This is a genomic window from Massilia alkalitolerans DSM 17462 (genome assembly GCF_000427785.1).
Taxonomy (GTDB): Bacteria; Pseudomonadota; Gammaproteobacteria; order Burkholderiales; family Burkholderiaceae_D; genus Telluria; species Telluria alkalitolerans.
This window is the reverse complement of sequence record NZ_ATYR01000028.1, coordinates 61,375-85,670: the sequence shown is the minus strand read 5'-3', so window position 1 is coordinate 85,670 and position 24,296 is coordinate 61,375. Positions and strand designations below refer to the sequence as shown.

Annotated in this window: 19 protein-coding genes; 12 read left to right on the top strand and 7 right to left on the bottom strand. The window is 66.3% G+C overall.

The features are described 5' to 3' along the window. Positions 1 to 231, bottom strand: a 231-nt coding sequence (locus tag YWC_RS32255) for a helix-turn-helix domain-containing protein (RefSeq protein ID WP_156923834.1), incomplete at its 3' end; no start/stop codon positions are given. A 297-nt stretch (positions 232 to 528) separates the two neighbouring features. On the opposite strand from YWC_RS32255, the gene YWC_RS30285 reads away from it, so the two are divergent. The 5 genes from YWC_RS30285 (at position 529) to sodC (ending at position 6,616) form a co-directional block, all read left to right on the top strand. Next, complete coding sequence (locus YWC_RS30285) at positions 529 to 3,300, top strand: ATP-binding protein (protein WP_084416525.1); 2,772 nt, start codon at positions 529 to 531, stop codon at positions 3,298 to 3,300. 65 nt (positions 3,301 to 3,365) lie between these two features. Further along, entirely contained in the window at positions 3,366 to 4,364 is a 999-nt protein-coding gene (locus YWC_RS0121940) for a helix-turn-helix transcriptional regulator (protein WP_027867326.1), read from the top strand. 143 nt (positions 4,365 to 4,507) lie between these two features. After that, a complete protein-coding gene (locus tag YWC_RS0121935) occupies positions 4,508 to 5,125 on the top strand; it encodes a PEP-CTERM sorting domain-containing protein (protein WP_027867325.1) in 618 nt (205 codons plus the stop codon). Positions 5,126 to 5,242: 117 nt separating this feature from the next. After that, on the top strand, positions 5,243 to 5,989 hold the full coding sequence (locus YWC_RS0121930; RefSeq protein ID WP_027867324.1) for a PEP-CTERM sorting domain-containing protein: 747 nt from the start codon (positions 5,243 to 5,245) through the stop codon (positions 5,987 to 5,989). A gap of 105 nt (positions 5,990 to 6,094) precedes the next feature. Continuing rightward, on the top strand, positions 6,095 to 6,616 hold the full coding sequence (gene sodC, locus YWC_RS0121925) for a superoxide dismutase family protein (protein WP_027867323.1): 522 nt from the start codon (positions 6,095 to 6,097) through the stop codon (positions 6,614 to 6,616). 82 nt (positions 6,617 to 6,698) lie between these two features. On the opposite strand, the gene hpaR is transcribed toward sodC, so the two are convergent. After that, positions 6,699 to 7,178 carry a homoprotocatechuate degradation operon regulator HpaR gene (hpaR, locus tag YWC_RS0121920; protein WP_027867322.1) on the bottom strand — a complete coding sequence of 160 codons (480 nt, stop codon included), beginning with the start codon at positions 7,176 to 7,178 and terminating at the stop codon, positions 6,699 to 6,701. A gap of 116 nt (positions 7,179 to 7,294) precedes the next feature. Here hpaR and YWC_RS0121915 point away from each other — a divergent pair, with 116 nt between their 5' ends. Beyond that, complete coding sequence (locus tag YWC_RS0121915) at positions 7,295 to 8,236, top strand: bestrophin family protein (RefSeq protein WP_027867321.1); 942 nt, start codon at positions 7,295 to 7,297, stop codon at positions 8,234 to 8,236. 24 nt (positions 8,237 to 8,260) lie between these two features. After that, a complete protein-coding gene (gene scpC, locus YWC_RS0121910; protein WP_027867320.1) occupies positions 8,261 to 9,772 on the top strand; it encodes a succinyl-CoA:acetate CoA-transferase ScpC in 1,512 nt (503 codons plus the stop codon). Between the two features lie 127 nt (positions 9,773 to 9,899). Here scpC and YWC_RS0121905 read toward each other — a convergent pair whose 3' ends face one another. The 3 genes from YWC_RS0121905 to YWC_RS0121895 all read right to left on the bottom strand — a co-directional run bounded on the left by YWC_RS0121905 (position 9,900) and on the right by YWC_RS0121895 (position 14,760). Beyond that, positions 9,900 to 11,585: a M28 family peptidase gene (locus YWC_RS0121905; RefSeq protein ID WP_027867319.1), complete on the bottom strand. Its 1,686-nt coding sequence runs from the start codon at positions 11,583 to 11,585 to the stop codon at positions 9,900 to 9,902. A 64-nt stretch (positions 11,586 to 11,649) separates the two neighbouring features. Continuing rightward, positions 11,650 to 13,989 (bottom strand): M28 family peptidase, encoded by a 2,340-nt coding sequence (locus tag YWC_RS0121900; protein ID WP_084416524.1) that lies wholly within the window; start codon positions 13,987 to 13,989, stop codon positions 11,650 to 11,652. A gap of 105 nt (positions 13,990 to 14,094) precedes the next feature. Next, positions 14,095 to 14,760, bottom strand: coding sequence for an energy transducer TonB (locus YWC_RS0121895; RefSeq protein ID WP_027867317.1), 666 nt, complete (start codon positions 14,758 to 14,760; stop codon positions 14,095 to 14,097). A 331-nt stretch (positions 14,761 to 15,091) separates the two neighbouring features. Between YWC_RS0121895 and YWC_RS0121890 the strand changes: the two genes are divergently transcribed. The 4 genes from YWC_RS0121890 to YWC_RS0121875 are packed head-to-tail and all read left to right on the top strand — an operon-like array spanning position 15,092 to position 19,903. Next, positions 15,092 to 15,745, top strand: coding sequence for a response regulator (locus tag YWC_RS0121890; protein ID WP_027867316.1), 654 nt, complete (start codon positions 15,092 to 15,094; stop codon positions 15,743 to 15,745). Between the two features lie 8 nt (positions 15,746 to 15,753). Next, positions 15,754 to 16,686, top strand: a complete 933-nt coding sequence (locus YWC_RS0121885; RefSeq protein WP_051306643.1) for a hypothetical protein — start codon at positions 15,754 to 15,756, stop codon at positions 16,684 to 16,686. Continuing rightward, positions 16,683 to 18,197, top strand: a complete 1,515-nt coding sequence (locus YWC_RS0121880; RefSeq protein WP_027867314.1) for a sensor histidine kinase — start codon at positions 16,683 to 16,685, stop codon at positions 18,195 to 18,197. The genes YWC_RS0121885 and YWC_RS0121880 overlap by 4 nt, the downstream gene beginning before the upstream one ends. A 17-nt stretch (positions 18,198 to 18,214) precedes the next feature. Continuing rightward, complete coding sequence (locus YWC_RS0121875; RefSeq protein WP_027867313.1) at positions 18,215 to 19,903, top strand: M14 family zinc carboxypeptidase; 1,689 nt, start codon at positions 18,215 to 18,217, stop codon at positions 19,901 to 19,903. A gap of 76 nt (positions 19,904 to 19,979) precedes the next feature. Here the strand turns inward: YWC_RS0121875 and YWC_RS33605 are convergent, their stop codons facing one another. Further along, on the bottom strand, positions 19,980 to 20,708 hold the full coding sequence (locus YWC_RS33605; protein ID WP_084416523.1) for a choice-of-anchor K domain-containing protein: 729 nt from the start codon (positions 20,706 to 20,708) through the stop codon (positions 19,980 to 19,982). Between the two features lie 228 nt (positions 20,709 to 20,936). Between YWC_RS33605 and YWC_RS30280 the strand changes: the two genes are divergently transcribed. After that, complete coding sequence (locus tag YWC_RS30280) at positions 20,937 to 22,250, top strand: alpha/beta hydrolase family protein (RefSeq protein ID WP_051306642.1); 1,314 nt, start codon at positions 20,937 to 20,939, stop codon at positions 22,248 to 22,250. A gap of 233 nt (positions 22,251 to 22,483) precedes the next feature. Here YWC_RS30280 and YWC_RS0121860 read toward each other — a convergent pair whose 3' ends face one another. After that, positions 22,484 to 24,289, bottom strand: coding sequence for a DUF885 domain-containing protein (locus YWC_RS0121860; RefSeq protein WP_027867311.1), 1,806 nt, complete (start codon positions 24,287 to 24,289; stop codon positions 22,484 to 22,486). Positions 24,290 to 24,296 lie beyond the last annotated feature (7 nt).

Genomic DNA, 24,296 nt, shown 5'->3' with positions numbered 1-24,296 from the left:
GGTGTGCAGCTTCGGTACGCGGCGCGGTGCAATGCGACGGGCGCCGCTCTGCAAATGGGCAAGGTTGGCGTCGTAAGCACCCACACCGGGCGCACGGCGAAGTTCGCGGCTGATCGAACTAGGGGCACGGCCAAGGCGTTTAGCAATGGCTCGGATACTGCACTGGTCGTCCAGCATGGTCATCAAGACGGCCCGCTCCTGTGTCGTCAGATGGGTGTAGTTTTTCGGCATGGCAGCACCTTACAGCAAAGGGTGTTGCACTTGGTTTTAGAGGCTGCCATTCCTTTCGCTGAAGAGGCCAACCTTCATTGACCAGGAAAACCATTCTAAATCGACTCCCCACCGCAAGCAGGCAAATCCAGCCCATCCAGCGCCAATTTACCCACCCAGGGTAAGGCGCAAACGCACAGACACAATTACGACACAATGTTGTCCATTTAACTCATCCGTACGCCCATCCCCTGTAATGACTGCTATGATCCACCGCTGAGTTAGCAACCCATCCACATTCATTGCCCAGCGAGCACCATGCCTTGGCCCTTTGACGCGGCTTCCGACGCTGCAAGCGCATCGACGACCATGTCGGAAATGGAGCGCCGCATGCGCGCCCATCCCTGGGAGACCACCCCCGTCGGTCCCGTCAGCAGTTGGCCCCAGAGCCTGAAACACGCCGTGCGCACCGTGCTCGACCTGCACATGCCGGCCTACCTGGCCTGGGGCGATGGCTATGTCCAGTTCTTCAACGACGCCTACATGCCCATCCTCGGCGGCAAGCTGGACGGCGCCTTGGGCAACGACACCCGCGTCACCTGGCCCGAAGCCTGGCCGACCATCCAGCCGCTGTGGGAACAGGTCCGCCAGGGCGCCACTTTCGGCCACGACGAATTCCTGATGACCCTGCACCGCAACGGCTATCCGGAGCGGTGCTACTTCAGCCACTCCTACAGCCCGGTCTACGGCGACGACGGCAGCATCGGCGGCGTGCTGGCCACCCTGGTGGAGACCACCAGGGCCGTGCTGGGCGAGCGCCGCCAGACCTACCAGCTCAAGCTGGCCGATACCCTGCGCCGCGAGACCGAGTTCGCGCCGATGCTGAAGGCGACCATCCGCCTCACCAGCGAATACTTCACCGGCTCCAACGTCGCCTACGTCGAACTCGACGAGGGCAAGCGCACCTTCACCGTCAAGGAAGAGTGGAAGGACGGCGTCGAGACCGGCGGGGCCCAGGGTACGCTGCCGATCGACATGCTGTCGCCGAACCAGATCGACGCGCTGCGCGGCGGCGCCACCATCTGCATCAACGACGTCTCGACCGATCCGGAATGCGCGGCCGTCGCCAAGCCCTGCCTGATGCTCGGCATCCATTCGGTGGTGGTGATTCCGCTGAAGGACGGCGACCGCCTGCACGGCGCCGGCTTCCTCTACAAGGACCATGCCTACCGCTGGACCATTGATGAGCGCAGCCTGGCCGAAGACCTGGCGCGCCGCACCTGGGAAGCGCTGCGCCGCATCCGCGCCGAGGAGGCGCTGCGGGAAGAGACGCGCATGCTCGAGCTGCTCAACCGCGCCGGCAAGGTGCTGGCTTCCACGCTCGACATCGACACCCTGCTGCAGTCCGTCACCGATGCCGCCACCGAGCTGACCGGCGCCGAATTCGGCGCCTTCTTCTACAACGGCAAGGACGCCAACGGCGACGCCTACCTGCTGTACACGCTCTGCGGCGCGTCGCGCGAAGCCTTCGAAGGCCTCGGCCACCCACGCCCGACCGCGGTGTTCGCGCCCACCTTCAACGGCGGGCCGCCGATCCGCAGCGACGACATCACCAAGGACCCGCGCTACGGCAGCATGGGGCCGCACCACGGCATGCCGACAGGGCACCTGCCGGTGCGCAGCTACCTGGCCGCCGCGGTCAGCTCGCGCTCGGGCGAGGTGCTGGGCGGCCTGTTCTTCGGGCACTCGCAGCCGAAGATGTTCGACGAGCGCACCGAGCAGCTCATCGCCGGCTTCGTAGCCCAGGCCGCGGTGGCGATCGACAATGCGCGCCTGTACGACCTGGCGCAGCGCGCGGCCAGGGAGCGCGAAGGCATCCTGGCCAGCGAACGCGCCGCGCGCGCCGAGGCCGAGCGCCACAGCAAGATGAAGGACGAGTTCCTCGCCATGCTGGCGCACGAGCTGCGCAACCCGCTGGCGCCGATCACCAACGCGGCCCAGCTGCTGCGCATGCCCAGCGTCGACGAGAACCTGCGCCTGAAGGCCAGCAGCATCATCTCGCGCCAGGTGCGCCACATGACGGAGCTGGTGGACGACCTGCTGGATGTGTCCAGGGTTACGCGCGGCCTGGTCAAGCTCGAGACCGAGACGCTGGAACTGAGCGGATTGCTGCGCGCCGCGGTGGAGCAGGCGCGCCCGCACATCGAGGAACGCAAGCATGCGCTGACGGTGGAAGCGCCCATGCGGCAGGTCGTCGTGGCGGGCGACCGCACGCGCCTGGTGCAGGTACTGGTGAACCTCCTGAACAACGCCGCCAAGTACACGCCGCAGGGCGGCAAGATCACCTTGCGCCTGGAGGCCGGTCCGGAACAGGCGCGCATGACCGTCATCGACAACGGCGCCGGCATGGACGCCAAGCTGCTGCCGCACGTGTTCGACCTGTTCACCCAGGCCGAGCGCACGCCGGACCGCTCGCAGGGCGGCCTCGGGATCGGCCTAGCGCTGGTCAAGACCATCGTCCAGATGCACGGCGGCCAGGTGGAGGCGCACAGCGACGGGCCGAACCTGGGGTCTTCGGTGTCGGTGCTGCTGCCCCTGACCCAGGAAACCGAAGCCTCCGTGGCGCCGGCGCCGCTGCGCGCCGCGACAGCTGCGCGGCCGGTCGCGCCGTGCACGCTCACCATCGTCGACGACAACGTCGACGCGGCCCAGTCGCTGGCGGTGCTGCTGCGCGAGCAGGGGCATACCGTGCACGTGTTCGACGGGGCCCTGCGTACGCTCGCGTCCACCGACATCGCGGACACCCACGCCTTCATCCTCGACATCGGCCTGCCCGACATGACCGGCTACGAGCTGGCGCGCCGCCTGCGCCGCGACCATCCGACGGCCAGCTTCATCGCGCTCACCGGCTACGGCCAGGCGCGCGACCGCGACCTGTCGAAGCAGGCCGGCTTCGAGCACCACCTGGTCAAGCCGGTGGAGTTCCGGGCGCTGGCGGACATCCTGGCCCGGCTGCCGCAATGCCAGCCGCCGGTCGACAGGGCGCAGACAGGTGTGGCACAGGAACCGGATATTGCGGGCGTCAGCTGATTGTGTGTTGACATTGTTGCTGTAACTCAGCAATATTCTTAACTCCCCGACATCTGTCTACGCCCGTGTCCCGTAAAAAGAACAGCCGCCAATGGGCGCGCCTGCGGATCCTGTGTTCCGGCGGGCTGCACCTGATGACCCTCATCCCCGATGCACTGGAACTGGTGCGCGAGCTGATTCCCAACAGCGCGTCCCAGCTGTTCCTGCACGCCGAACGGGCGCCGGAAGACGTGCACGAGGCGAACGTGCTCGGCGTGCTGCCGCCGCCCAACGGCTATTTTTATGGCGATTCGGTGCACTTCGGCGTGCCGCCGGCGGAGGCGCGCGCACGCGCGGCCCACGTGCTCGAGGTGCGCCTGGGCCCGGCGGCGAACCCGCTCGGCACGCTCACCCTGCTGCGCGACGACGGCCCGGCCTTCGACACGGACGACGAGGAAGACCTGGGACGCGTCGCCAAGTATTTCGATTACGCGCTGCATCATGGCAATGCGGCGGCCGCGGCCGGCAACGGCCTGCTTGGTGTGATCGAGGACGAGGCCATGCTGCTGGCCACCACCAATGGCGACATCCTGTTCCTGAGCGACTCGGCCGGCGCGCTGCTCGGCCAGCTGGCCTCGCAGGAGCAGCAGGTGTTCGACCGCCGCAGCCTGCCGCCGTTCTGCCTGCGCCTGGTGGAGTCGGTGGTGTACGGCGAACGCTATCCCTGGCGCCTGCCGGCCGGGACGCTGGAGCTGGCCGGCGGCGTGCTGGAAGCGCGCGCGCAGTGGATGAGCGCCGGCTCCTACGACGCCATCCACAGCCGCACCGTCGGCATCTTCCTGAAGTTCGTGGTGCCCATGCCGCTGCGGATCTGGCGCGCGCTGGGTAGTGTCGAGCTGTCGCCGCAGCAGATGGAAGTGGCCTTCTGGATGGGGCTGGGAGGAGGGCGCGACGCGGCGCGCTCGCGCATGGACGTCAGCGACGCCGTGCTGCGCGACTGCGTGAAGGCGGTCTACGAGAAGTTCGGCTGCACCTCCGAAGCCGGCCTACTGGCCATCCTGCGTCCCGCGATCTCGCGCATGTAAGCGTCGCTGCCATGTCGGGATTATTTACATCCGACAACCCAGTAAATACGCGGGCGAGTCTAAGGTACTGAAAATCCAGTTGAAATTTAAACTGGCATGTTAGTTGCTCTTTCTGGGAATCATCGTCCTAAAGGGAGTAAGCCATGTCCGCCAAACGCCTGATCACCTCGGTTTTTGCTGCCGCCATCGCTGCGGCGTCCATCGGCAGCGCCAGCGCCGCGCCCATCGAGCAGTGGGCCAGCAGTGTCGTGGGCTTCAGCTCGGAATATAGTTCGACCAGCTGGAGCGCAGCCCAGGCGCTGGGCGCGCCAGATACGTTTTCCTACGGCGACATCGTCACTGCCTGGACTACGAGGGACGCGAACGGCGCCCTGGAATGGATCTCGGTCGGCTTCGACACCGCCGTGTACGCGAATGGCGCGACCATCCGCGAAACCTTGGGCAACGGCTTCGTCTACCAGATCGATGTGATCGACACGCTCGGCAACCTTCACAAGGTCTGGGAAGGCATCGACACCAGCGCCGGCAATGTTCCTTACGACTTCAGCGTGTCCTGGAACACCACGTCCTTTCTGGTGGCCGGCCTGAAGGTGCATGTCGACACCAATCACACCTCGACCTGGGAAGAGATCGATGCGATCCGGCTGGCCGGCGACACCGTCGGGCCGGTGGGGCAGGTGCCGGAGCCAGCTTCGCTGGCGCTGATGGGCCTGGGCCTCGGCCTGGCCGGCATTGCACGGAGCCGCCGCCGCACGGCCTGATCCGGTTCGTCCTCTCGATTCAGCTTGCTTACTGAACATTCCCCCACCTCATGGGGGTAGAACGCAAATGTTTCATTTTTTATCATTTGCGCACACCAATCGAGAGGACGACACGAGATGAAACTGCATTCCCTGATCGCGGCGGCGCTGCTGTGCGCCGCCGGCGCCAGCCAGGCCGGGCTGATCCACCAGTACGAGCTGAACGGCGACCTGAAGGACGCGAAGGGCGGGGCCGACCTGTTCGCCTTCGGTGGCGACAAAGGGCCGGGCGCTTACGCCTTCACCGCGAACAAGGGACTGCAGCTGCAATACGCCCTTGGCTCGGTCTACACGATCGACATGGAATTCAGGCTCGGCAGCGACAAGGCCAACTGGCAGCGCATCCTGAACTTCCAGTTCGCGACACCGGACCACGGCCTGTACGTCTCCACCGACAAGTTCTGCTTTTATCGCGGCAACTGCACCAACGGCAGCAGCTTCACCCCGCAGCAGGACATCCGCCTGACCGTCACCCGCGACAGCAACTCCTTGGTGAGCTTCTACCACGACGGGGCAGCGATGCTGAGCTTCGAGGACGGCCTCGGCCTGGGCGGCCAGACCGACCTGGCCGACGAGCTCGATCCGCGCAACCCGGGCAAGCCGCCCCGCCAGCGCCTGCTCAGCTTCTTCAAGGACGATGGCTCGGGGGAGTTCGCGACCGGCTCGGTCGACTTCATCCACCTCTACGACCACGCCCTGAGCCGGCAGGAAGTCGCGGCACTGAACGTCGCCAGGGTGCCGGAACCAGCGCCGCTCGGCCTGGTCGGCGCCGGCCTGGCGCTGCTCGGCTGGACGCGCCGCCGCAAGGCGGGCGGCGCGGCGTAGGAAGCCTGCCTGTCGGGATGTTCTCCGGAACATCCCCCATCCAAGGGGATGGAATACACTTGCTTGGCTTTCTATTATCTCAACCGGATCTCGAAGGAGGTTTGTATGAACATTCGATGGATGTGCGCCGTCATGCTGGGCGCCACCTGTGCCCTTGCCAACGCCGCCGACATGAAAGTCACCATGAAGATGGCGACCGACAAAGGAGAGGGCGCCGACGTCGGCACCGTGACCATCAGCGAAACGAAGCACGGCCTCGTGTTCACGCCGGCGCTGAGCAAGCTGCCGGCCGGCCTGCACGGCTTCCACGTGCATGAAAACGGCAGCTGCGGCCCGAACCAGAAGGACGGCAAGACGGTGCCCGCGGGCGCCGCCGGCGGCCACCTGGATCCGGCCAAGACCGGCAAGCACGGCCTGCCCTGGGGCGACGGCCACCTGGGCGACCTGCCGGCCCTGACGGTGGACGAGAAGGGCAACGCCACCAACCCGGTGCTGGCGCCGCGCCTGAAGCTGGCGGACGTCAAGGGCAAGGCCCTGATGGTCCATGCGGGCGGCGACAACCACGCCGACCACCCGGCGCCACTCGGCGGCGGAGGCGGCAGGATCGCTTGCGGCGTCATCCAGTAACCATCCCTGGCACATCAGGGGTGAAATAAAATTTCAATTTATGACGTAAAGCGAAATGAAATTTCATCCCTGAAGTGCTGCTTCATTCGTCCGCCGGCCTGTCGTCCTTCGGCAGTTCCACCAGTGGCACCGGTGTCGCCTGCGCCGCGATGAAGCCGGCCAGCGCGGCCGACAGGTCGTCGAGCACGCGCTTTCCCCACGCCTTTTCCATCAAGCGGTACTGACGCTCGATCAGCGGCGCGATCTCGTCGAACAGCGCGTCGCCCTTCGGCGCCAGGCTCACCATCACCCGGCGCGCATCCGCCGCCACGCGCCGGCGCTGCACCAGCTCCGTCTCTTCCATGCGCGCCAGCACCCCGGCCATGCTCGGGCTCAGGATCTGGCACAGCTCGCACAGCTCGCGCGGCTCGAGCTGCTCGTGCTCGTCCAGTGCGCGCAGGATGCGCCACTGCTGCTCGGTCACGCCGAAGTGGTTCAGCACCGGGCGGAAGTGCGACATCAGCGCATCGCGCGCTTTCAACAGCTGCTGCGGCAGGTCTCGGTTGGTGATACGACGGGACACTATCTACTCCATTCTGCGAAAAGATGAGCTTGACTGGCTAACATATTAGTGATTAACTTGCGAACATATTAGCGAATATCGGCGCATACCGACACCTTTTTCAAGCGGCAAAGATCGTGATTATCCGAGACAGGCCTTCCGGCCTCAAGCTGTTCCTGCTGCTGCGCGGTTCGGTCCTGCCACGCATCCTGCCCACGCTCGCGGTCAACGTGGCGATCGCCATCCTGGTCACCTGGACGCACGGCGTGCTCGGCGGCCTGAAGATCACGATCACCCCCATCCCGTTCACCCTGATCGGCCTGCCGCTCGCGATCTTCCTCGGTTTTCGCAACAACTCGGCCTACGACCGCTTCTGGGAAGGGCGCAAGCTGTGGGGCGAGCTGGTGCTGCGCAGCCGCAACCTGGCGCGCCAGTGCACGGGATTGATAGGCGGCGAGGGCCCGGCGCTGGCCCGCAACGGCCTGCAGGACGTGCGGGTACGCATGGTCCTGCGCGCCGTCGCCTTCTGCGACTCCCTGCGCGACCTGCTGCGCCACCGTCCGCTCGACCCGTCCCTGGCCCGCTTCCTCGCGCCAGGCGAATTCGAACGAATGCAGGGCGCGCCCAACAAACCGGATTACCTGATGCGTCAGATGGGCCAGGACCTCGGCCAGTGCGTGAAGGAGGGCCGCATCGAGGCCTGCCTGGCCGCCAACATCGACGCGACCTTGAGTGCGATGACGGCCGCCGCCGCCTCGTGCGAGCGCATCAAGAATACCCCGATTCCCTTCTCGTACTCGGTGCTGCTGCACCGCACCGCGTACATGTACTGCTTCCTGCTGCCCTTCGGCCTGGTCGACACGCTCGAATTCATGACGCCGGTGGTGGTGGCGATCGTGGCCTACACCTTCTTCGGCCTGGATGCCCTCGGCGACGAGCTCGAGGAGCCCTTCGGCATGGAGCCGAACGACCTGCCGCTGGACGCCATCTGCCGCGCGATCGAGATCGACCTGCGCAGCGCGCTGGAGGACGAGGACATCCCGCAGCCCCTGCAGGCGGTCGACTTCCATTTGATGTAATTTCGTAGCCCCTTCGAGGACCACATGCACCACGACGAACACGTTCTACACGACCGCATCCGCCTGCCGCAGCTGCGCGAACGCATCACCAATGCCGCCCAGGCGGCCACCTGGATCCGCGACGGCATGACCGTCGGCATGAGCGGCTTCACCCGCGCCGGCGACGCCAAGGCGGTGCCGCTGGCGCTGGCCGAGCGCGCCCGCCAGGAGCCCCTGAAGATCACCCTGATCACCGGCGCCTCGCTCGGCGGCGACACCGACCGGCAGCTGACCGAGTCCGGCGCACTGGCGCGCCGCATGCCTTTCCAGACCGACCCGGCGCTGCGCGCGGCGATCAACAGCGGCGAGGTGATGTTCACGGACCAGCACCTGTCCGAGACCGTGGAATTGCTGCGCACGCGCCAGATCGCGCCGGTCGACGTGGCCGTCATCGAAGCGGTGGCCATCACCGAGACCGGCGGCATCATCCCCACGACCTCGGTCGGCAACAGCGCCAGCTTCGCGATCCTGGCCGAGAAGGTGATCGTCGAGATCAACATGAGCGTGTCGCCGGCGCTGGAAGGCCTGCACGACATCTTCATCCCCAAGCGCCGCCCCAGCCGCGAGCCAATGCCCTTGACCAGCGTGAGCGACCGCATCGGCACCACCGCCATCGAGATCCCGCCGGAGAAGATCGTCGCCATCGTCTTCACCGAGAAGCACGACAGCGCCTCGACGATCCTGCCGCCGGACGCCGAAACCGCCGCCATCGCCGGCCACCTGATCGACTTCTTCGGTGCAGAGATCGCCCAGGGCCGCCTGACCGAAAGCCTGATGCCGATCCAGGCCGGCATCGGCACCATCGCCAATGCGGTGGTGTCGGGCCTGAACGAGGGCCCGTTCAAGCACCTGACCATGTATTCGGAAGTGCTGCAGGATTCGACCTTCGAGCTGTTCGATTCCGGCAAGCTGGATTTCGCCTCGGGCTCCTCGATCACGGTGTCGGAAGCCAAGGCCCGCGAAGTGTTCGGCAACATCGAACGCTACAAGGACCGCCTGGTGCTGCGCCCGCAAGAGGTAAGCAACCATCCCGAAGTCGTGCGGCGCCTGGGCATCATCGCCATCAATACGGCGCTGGAATTCGACATCTACGGCAACGTCAACTCGACCCACGTGTCGGGCACGCACATGATGAACGGGATCGGCGGCTCGGGCGACTTCGCGCGCAACGCCTATCTGTCGGTATTCGCCACCAAGTCGGTGGCCAAGGGCGGCAAGATCTCGAGCATCGTGCCGATGGTCTCGCACGTCGACCACAACGAGCACGACGTGGACATCGTCGTCACCGAAGTCGGCCTGGCCGACCTGCGCGGCCTGGCGCCGCGCGAACGGGCGCAACGCATCATCGACAACTGCGTGGCCGAGCCGTACAAGGGGATGCTGCGCGAGTATGTGGAAGAGGCGAACCGGGGAGGGGGCCAGACGCCGCACGTGCTGGAGAAGGCGTTCTCGTGGCATGTGCGCTACCGCGAGACGGGGTCGATGCTGCCGGCGTAGCGGCAGCGCTTAGGAACTTGGATCCCGGCCTCCGCCGGGATGACGGCTCATCTGTATGTAGTACTCTCAGCACGTCGTTCCCGCGCAGGCGGGAACCCAATTTCACATCCGAAGCCGCACAGCCAGATTACTTGGCCGCGGTACGGGCCTTATCGAACGGATCGCCCTCTTTCCACTGCGGCGCCTTCGGCGAATCCGCCACCATGCGTCCCAGGTTCAGCGTGAACTGCGCCTGCTGCACCATGCCCGACAGGTCCCAGGTCGGATCGTATTCGTCGTTGGCCTGGTGGTAGCGGGCGCCGTAGGCCTTGCGCTTGGCGTTGCTCGCTTCCACGTCCTTCACCCAGCTGCTGCCCGCGCCCACCGAGAACGCCGGCACGCCGGCCTTGGCGAAGCTGAAGTGGTCGCTGCGGAAGTAGCCGCCGCCCAGGTCGGGCCTGCTCGGGGCGATCGTCATGCCCATGCTCTTGGCGGTGGCGGCCGCCATCGCGCCCAGGTCGGTGCGCTCGCTGCCCGGAGTGCTGACGTCCTTGACCAGTCCCACGAAGTTCAGGCTGTCCAGGTTCAGGTTGGCCACCGTCTTCTCGATCGGCCACAGCGGCGCGGCGGCATAGGCCGCGCTGCCCAGCAGGCCCTGTTCTTCGGCCGCCACCCACAGGAACATCTGGCTGCGCTTGGCCGGGTTGCGCACGGCTTCCTGCGCCATCGCCAGCAGGGCGGCGGTGCCGGAGGCATTGTCGACGGCGCCGTTGAAGATGGTGTCACCCTCGGTGCCCTGCTTGCCCATGTGGTCCCAGTGCGCGCTGTAGACCACCAGCTCGTCCTTCAGCTTCGGATCGGTACCCGGCACGATGCCGGCCACGTTGAATTCGTTCAGGGTGCGCACCTCGGCGCGCGCCTCGCCCTTCACGCGGGCGTTCAGCGCCACCGGCTTGAAGTTCTTGTCTTCGGCAGCGGCGCGCAGCTTGTCGAGGTCCTGGCCGGCGGCCGCGAACAGCTTGCGCGCGGTGGCGTCGGTCATCCAGCCTTGCAGGCCGGTGCCCAGCTTGCCCTCGGCCAGCTGGAAGCGCTCGGCATTGGCCCAGCTGTTCTGCACCACGCTCCAGCCGTACGAGGCCGAGGCGTCGGTGTGGATCAGCAGGACGCCGGCCGCGCCCTGGCGCGCCGCTTCTTCCAGTTTATAGGTCCAGCGGCCGTAGTAGGTCAGGCCCTCGCCGTTGAAGCGCTTCGGTTCGGCGGCGGTCGGCTTCGGATCGTTCACCATCATCACCAGCACCTTGCCTTTGAAGTCCTGGCCCTTGAAGTCGTCCCAGCCTTCTTCCGGCGCGTTGATGCCGTAGCCCACGAAGACCATGTCCGCGTCCAGCGTGTGGTCGGCTTTGGCATCGCCCGGACCCCAGACCCAGTCGGCGCCGAACTGCGCCGGCAGCGGCTGGCCGCCGGCAAACAGGCCGATATTGCTCTTCTGCGGCAGCGAGCGCACGCCGGCGATCTTCACCGGCTGGCGGAAGCTGCCCTTGTTGGCCGGCTGCAGGCCGAGGCGGAAGCTGCCCTTGTTGGCCGGCTGCAGGCCGATCGCGGCGCTCTGGGTTTCGAGATAGGTGACGGTCAGTTCGCCGCCGCGCTGGCCGGTGCCGCGGCCTTCGACGGCGTCGGACGACAGGAAAGCGAGGTGCGCGCGCAGGGGCGCTTCCTTGACGGTGGCAGCCTGTGCGGACTGCGGCGCCTTGGGCGAGGCTGCATGGGCCGGGTAGGCCAGCGCCAGGCTGCTTGCGAGGGCGGTGAGGACAACGGAGGAGACGATCTTGTGCATGGCTTCCTGCTGCTTGGTTAATCGGGGTGTGCACGGTGTGCGTCGAACATTGTATGCCAACTGTTCAGTAGAACCGCAACACATCCGCCGAGACCGTCATGCCCGTTCCCGGCATGCGCGGCGGGGCGCCGGGCGGCAGCAGGTGTTCCGGCAATCCCGGCATGCGCTCCTCGATCATCACCGCCAACGGGTCGTCGTTCGGTGCGTCGATGGTAAAGCGAAGCAGCTGGTCCTCCATCCCGTACAGCGACAGCGACCACGCGCTCTCGCCTGATGTCAGCACGCGGCCGTTGAGGGTGGACCGCCGCGGCTTGGTGCCGGCCACCCACATCTGGATGTGCGGGGCGCGGTTCTTCGAGCGCAGCGTGAATTCCACCCGGCGCAGCGGCGGATTCGAACTGGGCGGGGCCAGGCGCGGGTTGCGCAGCATGTAGGTTTCCGGGAAGGCGATGCGGTCTTCGCGCGGCGCGATCGCGAACCACTGGCGCGGGCTGTGCCAGCCGAACACGTCGACGTAGATACTCGGCTTGTCCAGTTTCGGGAACAGCTGCTTCGACCAGGCGTCGAGTGGCTCGGGGGGCAGCAGCCAGTAGGCGCGCCAGCTGTTCATGTCCTTGAAGTAGACCAGGCGGTTCGGCGCCACCAGCGGCTGTTCTTGTATTGGTCCTTGCAGCGCCGGCCCCGAGGCCTGGCCCGGCAGCGCGACGCAGGCCGCGAATGCCGCCGCGACGCCGACGCCGACCACGCGCCCGAGCGGCAGCAGCAGGAACAGGCTGGCGAAGCACAGCAGCGCGGCGGCGATCAGCACCGCCAGCACGTACAGTCCCTGCGGGCCGAGCTCTGTCCACGTCGTGCGCAGCGCCGGCAGGATGAGCAGCGGCGCGGGAAGCAGGCCGGCGGCCAGGATCAGGACGCGCAACAGGAAGGGCCGCGGCGCCTCCAGCGCAGTGAAGGCGGCCAGCGCCGCCGCCAGCGGCCAGGCCAGCAGCCATGCGGCCTCCGGCGCCCACGAGAGGATGAGCAGCAGCGCCAGCGCCAGCCAGGCCATCGCGCCCAGGAACACGGACAGCGCGCCGACCAGCCTGCGCAACAGGTAGAGCGCGCCGACGAACAGGCAGGCGCCGGACACCAGGAAGACCACGGCCGGCCCCGCTTCCTGCGACTGCGCCAGCGCACCAAGCTCGTGGCGCCGCTCCCACAGCAGCATGCGCGCCGCCAGCAGGATCAGCGCCACGCCGAAGAAGCCCTGGACCAGCGGCGCCACCGTGGTGTCGGTATCAAGTGTCGCCCGGCGGTAGGCACGCGCCAGCATCAGGCAGGACAGCGCCGCCAGGCCCCAGCACAGGATGGCCGAATGCTGGACGCTGCCGAGCAGCGGCAAGCTGAACCAGGCATGGGGGCCGTAGCTGCCGCGCGCCAGCGTCTGCGCGCCGAAGTGCCTGGCCAGGCGCAGCATGCTGTCGCCCAGGTGGCCCAGCAGGGCCGGATCGAGGCGCTCAACGGCATCGAGCGTGCGCCCGCGGTCGAAGGGGAGGCCGGTGTTCACGAACAGCAGGGCGGGAGCGTCGATGGTGGCCAGGGGCCCCATGCGCGGCGTGTCCGGCAGCAGCCTGTAGAAGCGCGCCATCAGCGACGAGCCGCCCACACCGGGCACCGCCTGCGCCCAGCCGCCCAGCGCGCCGCTGCCCGCATTCGTCGCCGCATACAGCGACAGCGGCCCGGCGCTGCCGGTAGCGTCGAACTTCAGGCTCAGGCCCACCTCGCGCGCCAGCGGATGCTGTTCGGCGAAGCCTTTGGCGCCGAGCGCGCCGACTTCTTCGCCATCCAGGAACAGCAGGACGATGTCGTTCAGGTGCGCGTTGGGATGCGCCGGACCGAGGTGCAGCGCCCGCGCGGTCTCGATCATGGCCGCCACCTGGGCCGCCCCGCGCGCCGCGCCGAGCGTGGCGTTGCCGCTGTCGTAGTGCGCCGCCAGCAGCAGCGCCGGACGGCGCATCCGGTCCGGCGCGCTGCCCGGCAGGCGCACCACGATGTTGTGCACCACGCCGAGCGTCACGTCGGTGCCGCCCCAGAAGCGGACGGTCGACTTCTGCACGGTGGTGCTCTGCACCTGCGGCTCCAGGCCGATGGCGCGCAGCTGCTCGACGATGTAGTCGCGCGCCCGCGCATTGGCGGCGGTGGCGATCGGGCGCGGCTGTGCCGCCAGCACCGACACGTGGCGCATCATCCGGTCGAGTGCCGGTCGCGCGACCTGGGCAGGTGGTGCAGGTGGGGCAGCAGGGCGGCTGGCGGTCCAGGCCAGGATGGCCAGTATGGCAACGGCGAGCAGGCCGGCCGCCAGCAAGGCCAGCGTCCTCCTGGCAGGGGCGCGCGGCGGCGCAGTCGGTATGTCAGCGGTCAGCATGGTGCTTCTATCTCCTCGTTATTCTTGTGATGCTGTTTCACCCTAGGGATAAGGCGAAAAAAAGCCCGCGATAAGAAGCGGGCAAAGAAGGGAAACGGAAAGGCTTTACTCGAGCGTCCAGACGTAGGCGATCTGTCCCCATCCGGGCTGGGCGACGCCATTGTTCATGGCGGGCTTGAACTGGCACAGGCTCAGAGCATTCAGCGCGGCGCGGTCCAGCTCGCGGTGCCCGCTGGTTCTCTGGACCCGCGCATCCTGCACCCGGCCGTCGGCGCCGACCAGCAGGGCCAGGGTCACGGTGCCGGTGTCGCCGTTGCGCGCCGCGTTGATCGGGTAGTCCGGCTTGGCGCAGCCCTCGGCATTGGCCAGCACGGCGCTGCCCATCTGGCCCGGCGTGCTGCCAGGCTTGGCCGCCGGGGTGGGCGGGACGTCGTTGGCGACGGGCTGCGCAGGTTCGACAAGCGGGTCAGGTTCGGTGGTGGCCTGGATCGGTTCCTCGACCGGGGGCGGCGGCACCTCGACTTCCACCTTCGGCACCACGATCGGCGGCTTGACGGCCTTCACGACGGGCTGCGGCGGCTCCGGCGGCGGGGGAGGGAGCGTCTGGGGCTGGATCCAGACCGTGGCGTCTTCGATCAGCTTCGGCAGGGTGATGCTCTTGGAGTTCATCACATTGATCAGGCCCATGCCTACCAGCACGTGCAGGCCGGCGACGACTGCGAATTTGCCGGCCTTGCCGCCGGTTCCATCGTTGAGTTGCGTGAAGTGCATGGCGACCTCCTCTTCTTGTTGGGTTCTGCGATTGCATCGCAAAACTTTTTGCTTAAGGAAAGATATGCATCTGACAGCTGATGGAATAAATATATGCTAGGGCTTGGTAGTATGTAAAGCTATTTCTTGGTAATTTTGCTTCCGGTTGTAAGTCTTCTTGGATGAAAAGCGGGGAATGGCTGGGGTCTCGCGTCGCGGCCCGTTGTATGAAATAATCCTTGTATTCCCCGCATGCTTTCCGTTCCTTGGTACACAGTCCTGCCACAGATTGGTAAGCATATGTAAGTGTCATATTGCGTGCGCCAACAGGCGGGTGATCAACAGGAGTGAAATGGTGTCCGAACAGAAAAAACCGATCCGCGTGATGCTTGCGGACGACCACCCGATCGTCATGACCGGCTTTGCCATGTCGCTGGAGGCAGCCGGCATGCAGGTGGTGGGGCAGGCCAAGACCCCGAGCGAGGCGGTGGCGCTGTATGCGTCGCAGCAGCCCGACGTCGTCATCCTCGACATGCGCTTCGGGACCGAGCTCACCGGCCTCGATGCCGCGCAGAGCATCCTGAAGGACGACCCGCGCGCCAAGATCATCTTCCTGAGCCAGTTTGACCAGGACAGCCTGATCAAGGAAACCTACCGCATGGGCGCGCATGCCTTCGTCACCAAGGATTGCGATCCGTCCGACCTGGTAACCGCGGTGCGCCACGCGCACGACGGCAAGCTGTACTTCCTGCCGCAGATCGCCTCGCGCCTGGCCAGCATGGCGGTGCGCGGCGACGTGACGCCCCAGTCGCAGCTCGACGAGCGCGGGCTGGAGATCTTCAAGCTGATGGCCGAAGGCCTGACCAATGCGGAGATCGCCGAGAAGCTCGACCTGTCGACCAAGACCATCAGCAACATCAGCCAGTCGATCAAGGAAAAGCTGGGCGTGCACCGCCAGGCCAACATCACCCTGCTGGCCGTGAAGCACGGCCTGATCGAACCTTAAACAAGCCGATGCGCCTCACGACGTCCCTGCGCGCGGCCGTGGCTGCGCTTGCGCTCCTTGCCGGCGTGGCCCAGGCGCAGCTTGTGGATCCGGTCCGCAAGGACGACGAGATCACCGGCTATCGCTTCCAGATCCTCACCGGCGACGACAGCGAGGTCACGCGCCGCATCGCCGAAGACCTGTACAAGCGCCTGGTGCCCACCTTCGCCGGCTTCCGTACCGAACTGGGCCAGAGCCGCCGCATGCTCTACGTGGCCATCGGCCCGGCCGCGCTGCGCGACGCCGTGGCGCGCCGCTGCGACTGCGTGATCATCTCCGCCTTCACCTCCAGCCAGGTGTGGCGCGCGCTCACCGCCAAGACCCCGGCCGCGCGCGCCGGCCTGATCACCGCCGTATATGCCGAGCCGGCGCCGCCCGACCAGCTGCGCCTGGCCGCGCTGCTGTACGGTCGCCCGGTGCGGGTCGGCGCCATCCTCGGCGAAGACACGACCTTCCTGCGCCCGGCACTGGAGCCGGAGGTGGAAGTGCAGCCCTTCGCCCTGGGGGACGACATCAACCACACGCTCAACCGCATGACGCGCTCCGAGGTGCTGCTGGCCATGCCCGACGGCGACGTCTACAACCCCGAGAACGTGCGCAACATCCTGCTCTCGACCTACCGCCGCAAGCAGGGCGTGATCGGCTTCTCGGCCGACATGGTGAAGGTCGGCGCGCTGGCCACTACCTATTCCGAGATCGAGGACATCAATACCCAGGTGGCCGAGATCGCGGCCGCCTTCGTCGTCACCGGCAACCTGCCGCCGCCGCAGTTCCCGCGCTACTTCCGCACCGTGGTCAACGAGGGCGTGGCGCGTTCGCTCGACGTGCGCGTGACCGACGGCGCGCGCCGCTTCTCGAACCTGCCGGCCCGGCTGACGGCACGGCAGGCGGCCAAGCCATGAAACTGCGCTTCTGGCGCGGCTGGAGCATCGGCCGGCGCATGGCCTTCATCACCATGCTGCCGGTGACCTTCCTGTTCACCGCCTTCGTGTGGTACTCCTATTATTCGCACCGCGCCCAGGTGGCCGAGGAACTGGCCGAGCGCGGGCGCACCCTGGCGCGCGCGCTGGCCGAGACCAGCGAATACAACGTCATCTCGGGCAACCTGTCCGACCTGCGCCTGACCATCAACGGCCTGGTGCAGTCCGACAGCAGCATCTACCGCATCGAAGTGGTGGGCGTGGACGGCCTTCAGGCCGTGCGCGTCGATTCCGAATCGGCCATCGACGCCCAGTCGCACCACTACGAGGCGCCGATCAAGAAGCAGGTGGTGTGGATCAACCTGTTCACCGACAACGGCACGCCGCACGTGTCGGCCTCCAGCGACCTGCGTCCGCCCACCCTCACCACCGAGATCGTCGGCTGGGTGCGGGTGACGATGTCGCCCTCGAACATGATGGCCAAGCAGACCCGCCGCTTCCGCTTCGAGGTCGGCATGGCCGCGCTGGCGCTGGTGGTCAGCGGCGTGCTGGCCTGGGTGCTGGCGCGCTCGCTCACGGTGCCGCTGCGCGAGGCGATCGGCGCGCTGAGCCGCATCCGCAACGGCGACTTCCGCGTGCACCTGCCGGTCACGACCGGCGGCGAGGTGGGCGAGCTGCAGGCCTCGATCGGCGAGATGTCCCTGGCCCTGGACGAATCCAAGCGCGACCTGGAAAACAAGGTGGCCGAGCGCACCCGCGACCTGCTGGCCTCGCGCAACGAGGCGCTGCGCGCCGACGCCGACAAGCGCAAGCTGATCCAGAAGGTCAATTCCATCATCGAGGACGAGCGCAAGAGCATCGCGGTCGAGATCCACGACGAACTGAACGCGTCCCTGATCGCCGCGCGCCTGGAGGCGCAGTCGATCGGCGCACTGGCCGCCAAGGCGCCGCCAAGTGCGGAGGTCGAGGAGATCGGGCGCAAGTCGCAGGCCATCACCAAGCTCGCGCTCGACCTGTACGCCAACGGCCGCCGCCTGGTGCGGCGCCTGCGCCCGGAAGTGCTCGACATGCTGGGCCTGCACGGCGCGGTGGAAGAGATGGTGCGCCACTACGACGGCAGCTCGGGTTGCAGCTTCGAGTTCCACGGCGAGGGCGATTTCTCGCGCCTGTCGAACGAGCTGGCGATTTCCGCCTACCGCATCGTGCAGGAAGCGCTGTCGAACGTGATGAAGCACGCCCATGCCACTTCCGCCCAGGTGCGCCTGGTGCTGGACGAAGGCGCGCAGACCCTGCGCATCGTGGTCGCGGACGACGGCAACGGCTTCGATCCGGCCAGCGCCTCGGAAGGCATCGGCATCATCGGCATGCGCGAGCGCGTGTACGCCGTGCATGGCGTGATGGACGTGCGCTCCAGCGTCGGCGGCGGCACGGTGGTGGCGATCACGCTGCCGCTGCATGCGCCGGCGACCGTCGTGCCGGTCCCAACGGTTTAACTCCCTATAAAGTCATTATGTCCACTGAACTGCTGACGCCCTTCGAAAAGGGCAACCTGAACCAGACCACCACGCATGGCGAATGCATCGCCTGGTACGAAGACCTCGCGCGCCGTTATCCGAACGTGCTGCGCTTCGAGCAGGTGGGCGTGTCCGACGCCGGCGTGCCGATCCATGCGGGTGTGGTGAGCAGCGACGGCGTGTTCGACGTTGAGGCGATCAAGCGCGCAGGCCGCGCGGTCTTCTTCAACAACAACGGCATTCATCCGGGCGAGCCGGAAGGCGTGGACGCCTGCATGGCGCTGGTGCGCGACTTCTGCACCCAGCCCGAGCGCCTCGCAGCGCTGGGCAAGACCGTGTTCCTGTTCGTCCCGCTGTACAACGTGGACGGCAGCCTGAACCGCGCCGATACCTCGCGCGTGAACCAGGACGGCCCGGAGCAGTTCGGCTTCCGCGGCATGAGCCGCCACCTCGACCTGAACCGCGACTTCATCAAGTGCGACAGCCTGACCGCGCAGGTGTTCAACAAGCTGTTCACGGCCTGGGACCCGGACGTGATGGTCGACACCCACACCTCCAACGGCGCCGACTACAGCTACACCATGACCCTGATCCACACCCAGCCGGACAAGCTGGGCGGCGAGCTGGGCGAGTTCCTGCGCTCGACCATGCTGCCGGCGATGTACGAGGACATGCAGCAGCGCGGCTGGCCGACCTGCCCCTACGTGAACCCGGTCAAGGACAGCCCGGACCACGGCATCGCCGACTTCCTCGAGACGGCGCGCTTCTCGACCGGCTACGCGGCCCTGCACCACACCATCGGCTTCATGCCCGAGACCCACATGCTCAAGCCCTTCAAGGACCGCTACGCGTCGATGCGCGCGCTGGTCGAGACTGCGCTGGAATTCACCGTGCAGAACGCCGGGCAGATCCAGGCGCTGCGCCGCGCCGCCAGGCAGCTGGGCCGCACCCGTGCCGAATGGCCGATCCACTGGGCGATGGACGAGGCGAACCCGGACAGCTTCCGCTTCAAGGGTTACGAAGCCGGATACAAGCCGAGCGTGCTGGGGACGTACTCGCGCCTGTGGTACGACCGTTCGCGTCCGTGGGAGCGCGACATCGCCTGGTACAACCGCTTCCCGGCCGACATCACGGTGCCGGCGCCGCGCGCCTACGTGCTGCCGCAGCAGTGGCGCGAGGCGATCGAGCGCCTGCAGTGGAACGGCGTGCGCATGGAGCGCGTGGAAAGCGACCGTGTCGAGGAAGTGGACTATTACCACATCGTGTCGGTGACTTCGCGTCCGAACGCCTATGAGGGCCACATGTTCCATGACGACGTGGTGCTGGAAAAGCGCCGCGGCCAGGTCCAGCTGCGCGCGGGCGACTTCATCGTGCCGCTCGACCAGGACAATGCACGTTACGCGGTCGAGACGCTCGAGCCGCTGGGCCACGACAGCTTCTTCCGCTGGGGCTTCTTCAACAGCGTGCTGGAGAAGAAGGAGGCGTATTCGGATTATGTGTTCGAGGACCACGCGGCTGAACTGTTGAACGACGAGCCGGCGCTGGCGGCGAAGTTCGAAGCCTGGAAGGAGGCCAATCCGGCGCTGCTGTCGAACCAGGAGGCGGTGCTCGACTTCATCTTTGCGAATTGCGAGCGTTATCGCGAGCCGGAATGGCGCCGCTATCCGGTGTTCATGCTCGGCTGAGAGGATCACGGCGCAGGACCGGGCGGGGCGCATCACCCGCCTCGGCCTGCAAGGTCGTATATGCGCGGACTGGCGCTCAGGCGGTCTTGCGGCGGCGCAGGAAGCCAAGGCCGGCCAGGCCCGCGCCGAGCAGCGCCAGGGATGCCGGCTCGGGTACCTCGTTCTGCACCGGCTCGCTCACCACCGGCGCGCTCGACTTGAAGTCCGCGCTGATGTACATCGTCGAGGTCTTGCCTTCCGGGTTGGACCAGTAGTTCCCATCGAAGCTGCCGGCCCCCGTGAGGTGGTACTTCAGGTCGGACATCTCGATGCCGTTCAAGGCGAATGACAGTCCGGCGAGATCGGCCAGCGTCAGTCCCAACAGCTTGTCGCCGGCCGGGTTCCTGGTATTGAAGATCGAGAACTTGAATACTTCCGAGTCGCTGGCGGTGTTCGGCTGGCTGAACGTGATGTTCAAGGTGTAATCGACCTTGAACAGGTCGGGCGTGAGCCAGTCGGCGGTGGCGCGGTTGGTCCACACCAGTTCGGCCAGAATCACGTCATTCGCATTTTCTACTCCGACATTCCACTGCCGTGGCTGGGCTACCAGGGTCGAGCCATTGGTGAACAGTCCGAAACCCCATCCGAGCACCGCGTCCGGCTGCTTGACACCGTCGAACACATAGCAGGTGCCCCAGCAGTTCGAAATATTCGCGAACGTGCCTGTGGAGCTGCCCTGGATGACGGTCGCGTTCGCGGCGCTTGCACCCAGCGCCATCGAGATGATCAAGCTTGCAATCAGTGCAGTGGAACGTAAGAAATTCATATTTCCCCCAGTTAATTGTACTTGTAATTTTATAAGCTAAAACTGTGCCAGGCAACTAAGCCATTGATTTCTAAGAAATTCATATTTCTTGATTATAGGAATGTAAAATTTCTCGACGTTATCGTCTTAGTGTCACCTCAAGTAGACAGCGGACGATGACCGGGCTCCATAATGTCTCCTTGATGTCTACGTATCCTGCCTGGACTCACCACCACCTGGATACCAGTCATGCATCGTTCCCTCGTACGCCTCGTCGCCGCGCTGTCTCTGGCTGCACTTTCGCCCACGGCCTTCGCCGAATCCACGATCAAGCGCCACATGTTCTCGACGCAGAAGGCGGAAGACGTCAACACGGAACTCGGCAAGATGAACGTAAAGCTCGGCGAGGAATGGAAAGCGCCGGCAAGGGGGCAGCCGAAGCGCATCACGGGAGTCGGAAGCAGTGGCTTCCCGACCCGCTTCCTGATCGAACAGGCCGGTGGCGGCTTTCATGTCTACGCCGAACGCCGCCGCCCACAACACCCGGCCGCGCCCCTGCCGTATGTCACGCAGGAGGTGGTGTTCGACACGCCCGATCCGGCGGTCTCTCCGGTAGGGACACTCAGCTATCCGTCGACAGGCGGTCCTTTTCCCGGTGTCGTGCTGCTTGCAGGCACCGGGCCGCACGACCGGGACGGGGGAATGTCCCTGCACAAGACGCTGGCGGTGCTGGCGGATCACCTGACCCGGCAGGGCTTTGCCGTGCTTCGGTACGACAAACGGGGCGTCGGGCTGACGGGAGGCAGACGGCATCCCGATTCGACCACCGACGACTATGCCGCCGACGCGCTGGCCGCAGCACGCTTCCTGAAGATCCAGCCGAATATCCGCGCATCCCGGATCGGCATCGTCGGGCACAGCGAAGGCGGCATCATCGCGTCCATGGCAGCGGCGCAGGCGCCGGCGGACGTCCGCTTCATCGTCATGCTCGGCGGTACCGGCCTGCCCGGCATCGACATCAAAAGCCTGCAGGATGCGGCCGCCCGCCGCGCCGAAGGCATGGACGAGTCCCTCGTCCTGCTCAACCGGTCGCAGGAACGCGAGCTGTTCGAGATCGCCGCAAGCGACCGGACCCGGCCCGATGCGCTGGCGGCCATGCGGGCGGCCACGCATGCCTTGCCGGCGGCGACCAGGACCGCACTCGAGATTCCGCCGGAAGGGATCCCCGACGAAGCTTTCGAGGCCTTGCTGACGCCCTGGTTCCGGCGCTTCCTGTCACTGGACCCGCGCCAGTATCTCGAACGCGTCACCTGCCCGGTGCTGGCCCTGGGAGGAGAGAAGGACCTCCAGGTGCCGCCCGCCGAGAACCTGAAAGAAATCGAGCGTGCCCTCGCAGGCCGCTCTCCCCGGAGCGTCGTACGCCAGCTTCCTGGCCTCAACCACAGCTTCCAGACCGCCAGGACTGGCAAGGCCAGCGAGTATTTTCTGATCGAGGAAACGGTCGCGCCTTCGGCGCTTGCCTTCATGTCGACATGGATGAAGAAAGTGGTCGGACACGAATGAAAAAAACCGGGGAAAACCCTAATGCCAGTCTTAAAAGCCACTGCTCATCCGTAGGGTGGGCGGGGGAAAACAGTCCAGTGGACTGTTTTCCCGCCCACGCGGTCAAATCACAGTACTGCAGCCCGTGCGGCTATTCGTATCGCAACTATCACCGCGTGGGCGGGGAACCCGCCCACCTTACAATTCCGGCTTAACTGACTGACATTAGGGAAAACCCCGGCTTCGTCCCAGTCTTACCTGGTCTCGGCAATCCACCGATCGACCTTCGCCTCCAGCACCGCCAGCGGCAGCGTGCCGTCGCCCAGCACGATCTCGTGGAACTTCGGCAGGCTGAACTTCTCGCCCAGTGCGCTTTCCGCGCGCTTGCGCAGCTCCATGATCTTCAGCGAGCCGATCTTGTAGCCCAGCGCCTGTCCCGGCCACACCATGTAGCGTTCGATCTGCGCCCGTGCCTCGGCTTCCGAGTATCCCAGCGTGTCCTGGAAATAGGTGATGGCCTGGGCACGGCTCCAGCCCTTCGCGTGCAGGCCGGTATCCACGACCAGGCGCGCCGCACGCAGCATCTCGTCGTTCAAGTGGCCGAAGTAATCCTCGGGCTTGTCGAACAGGCCCATCTCCTTGCCCAGGGTCTCGGCATACAGCGCCCAGCCCTCGGTGAAGGCGTTGTTGCCGCCAAACTTGCGGAAATTCGGCAGGCCGAGTTCCTGCACCAGCGCGATGTGGAAGTGGTGGCCCGGCTGGCCTTCATGCAGGTAGAGCGTGACCATGCCGGTGCTGCCGTACAGCTTCGGATCGTTCACTACCGACCAGAACACGCCCGGGCGCGAGCCGTCCGCGGCCGGCGGGGTGTAGTGGTCCGAGGCGGTGGCGCGCGACAGTTCCGGCTCCAGGCGCAGGTCGAGCGGCGCCTTCGGCATCAGGGTGAACAGGGCAGGCAGCTTGGCGCGCACCTTGGTGTCCAGCTCGCGGTACACGTCGATCACCTGCTGGTCCGAGGTGAACGGCTTGTATTTCGGCTGCTCCGCAACCCAGCGCGGCAGGCCGGCCGCCGGACCGGTGTAGCCCATCTTGGGGCCGGTCACGGCGTATTCGCCCTGGATGCGCGCCACTTCCTTCAGGCCGATCTCGTGGATCTGCTCGGGCGTGAGGCTGGTGGTGGTCATCGCCGCCACGCGCGCCGCGTACCAGGCGGCGCCGTCCGGCAGGGCGTTCCAGCCGGCGCTGGTGCGCGTCTTCGGCAGGTAGTCCTTTTCCAGGTAGGTCGCCAGGCGCTTGAGCGCCGGATTGAGCTTGTTCGCGATCGTCTTGCGGTAGGCCTGCGTCAGACTGCGCTTTTCAAGAGCCGTGAAGCTGGCCGGCATGTTCTTGATCGGGGTGTAGAAGATGCTCGCTTCGGTCTTGTTCGCGACCAGCTGCTTGAACTGGGGCAGGGCGGACTGCATCGGCTCGCGCGGCTGCACCACGCCGCGCTTGACGCCTTCGCGCATGTTGGCGATCGACTGGTCGATGTGCGGCACCAGCTGCGCCAGGCGGCTCAGGTAGGCGCGGTAGTCGCGCACGGTGTTCAGGGGCTGGGCGGCCTGGCCGCCGGCGTAGTTCGCCAGGATCACCGGCATGCTGAGCATCTGGTCGATCGGGATCAGGTGTTCCGGGAAGGCGGCCAGGCGCAGCGCGCTATCGAGCTCGAACTTGAGGATGTCGTAGCTGGTCTGGTCGCGCCCTCCCAGGCGCTCGCGCGGAATGCCTGACAAGCGCTTGAGATAGCTGCGGTAGAGCGCGAACTGCTGCTCGCGCAGCTTCGGCGAGATCGACAAGCCCAGCTTGTCGTTGAAGCGGCTGTCGCCGCTCTCGGTGGCCCACACCGGCTCGAAGCGGGCCAGCGACTCGTAGTACTCGTCGGCCAGCGCATTGAGTTGGCGGCTTTCCGCGCTCGCGGCGGCGGAAGCCGGCTTGGGGGCGTCTGCCTGGGCGGCCGAGGCCGGCCCGCAGGCCAGCAGCGCGGCGGCCGCCAGGCTTGCGAGCTTGAAGCTTGCTTTCATGGTGTTT

What these genes read in the sequence shown, in the direction of transcription:
- YWC_RS0121900 (WP_084416524.1), bottom strand. Translation starts at nt 13,989, where the DNA reads ATGCTGACCGCTGACATACCGACTGCGCCGCCGCGCGCCCCTGCCAGG.
- YWC_RS0121905 (WP_027867319.1), bottom strand. Translation starts at nt 11,585, where the DNA reads ATGCACAAGATCGTCTCCTCCGTTGTCCTCACCGCCCTCGCAAGCAGC.
- YWC_RS0121895 (WP_027867317.1), bottom strand. Translation starts at nt 14,760, where the DNA reads ATGCACTTCACGCAACTCAACGATGGAACCGGCGGCAAGGCCGGCAAA.
- YWC_RS0121930 (WP_027867324.1), top strand. Translation starts at nt 5,243, where the DNA reads ATGAAACTGCATTCCCTGATCGCGGCGGCGCTGCTGTGCGCCGCCGGC.
- YWC_RS30280 (WP_051306642.1), top strand. Translation starts at nt 20,937, where the DNA reads ATGCATCGTTCCCTCGTACGCCTCGTCGCCGCGCTGTCTCTGGCTGCA.
- YWC_RS30285 (WP_084416525.1), top strand. Translation starts at nt 529, where the DNA reads ATGCCTTGGCCCTTTGACGCGGCTTCCGACGCTGCAAGCGCATCGACG.
- scpC (WP_027867320.1), top strand. Translation starts at nt 8,261, where the DNA reads ATGCACCACGACGAACACGTTCTACACGACCGCATCCGCCTGCCGCAG.
- sodC (WP_027867323.1), top strand. Translation starts at nt 6,095, where the DNA reads ATGAACATTCGATGGATGTGCGCCGTCATGCTGGGCGCCACCTGTGCC.
- YWC_RS0121885 (WP_051306643.1), top strand. Translation starts at nt 15,754, where the DNA reads ATGCGCCTCACGACGTCCCTGCGCGCGGCCGTGGCTGCGCTTGCGCTC.
- YWC_RS0121875 (WP_027867313.1), top strand. Translation starts at nt 18,215, where the DNA reads ATGTCCACTGAACTGCTGACGCCCTTCGAAAAGGGCAACCTGAACCAG.
- YWC_RS0121935 (WP_027867325.1), top strand. Translation starts at nt 4,508, where the DNA reads ATGTCCGCCAAACGCCTGATCACCTCGGTTTTTGCTGCCGCCATCGCT.
- YWC_RS0121860 (WP_027867311.1), bottom strand. Translation starts at nt 24,289, where the DNA reads ATGAAAGCAAGCTTCAAGCTCGCAAGCCTGGCGGCCGCCGCGCTGCTG.
- YWC_RS0121880 (WP_027867314.1), top strand. Translation starts at nt 16,683, where the DNA reads ATGAAACTGCGCTTCTGGCGCGGCTGGAGCATCGGCCGGCGCATGGCC.
- YWC_RS0121890 (WP_027867316.1), top strand. Translation starts at nt 15,092, where the DNA reads ATGGTGTCCGAACAGAAAAAACCGATCCGCGTGATGCTTGCGGACGAC.
- YWC_RS33605 (WP_084416523.1), bottom strand. Translation starts at nt 20,708, where the DNA reads ATGAATTTCTTACGTTCCACTGCACTGATTGCAAGCTTGATCATCTCG.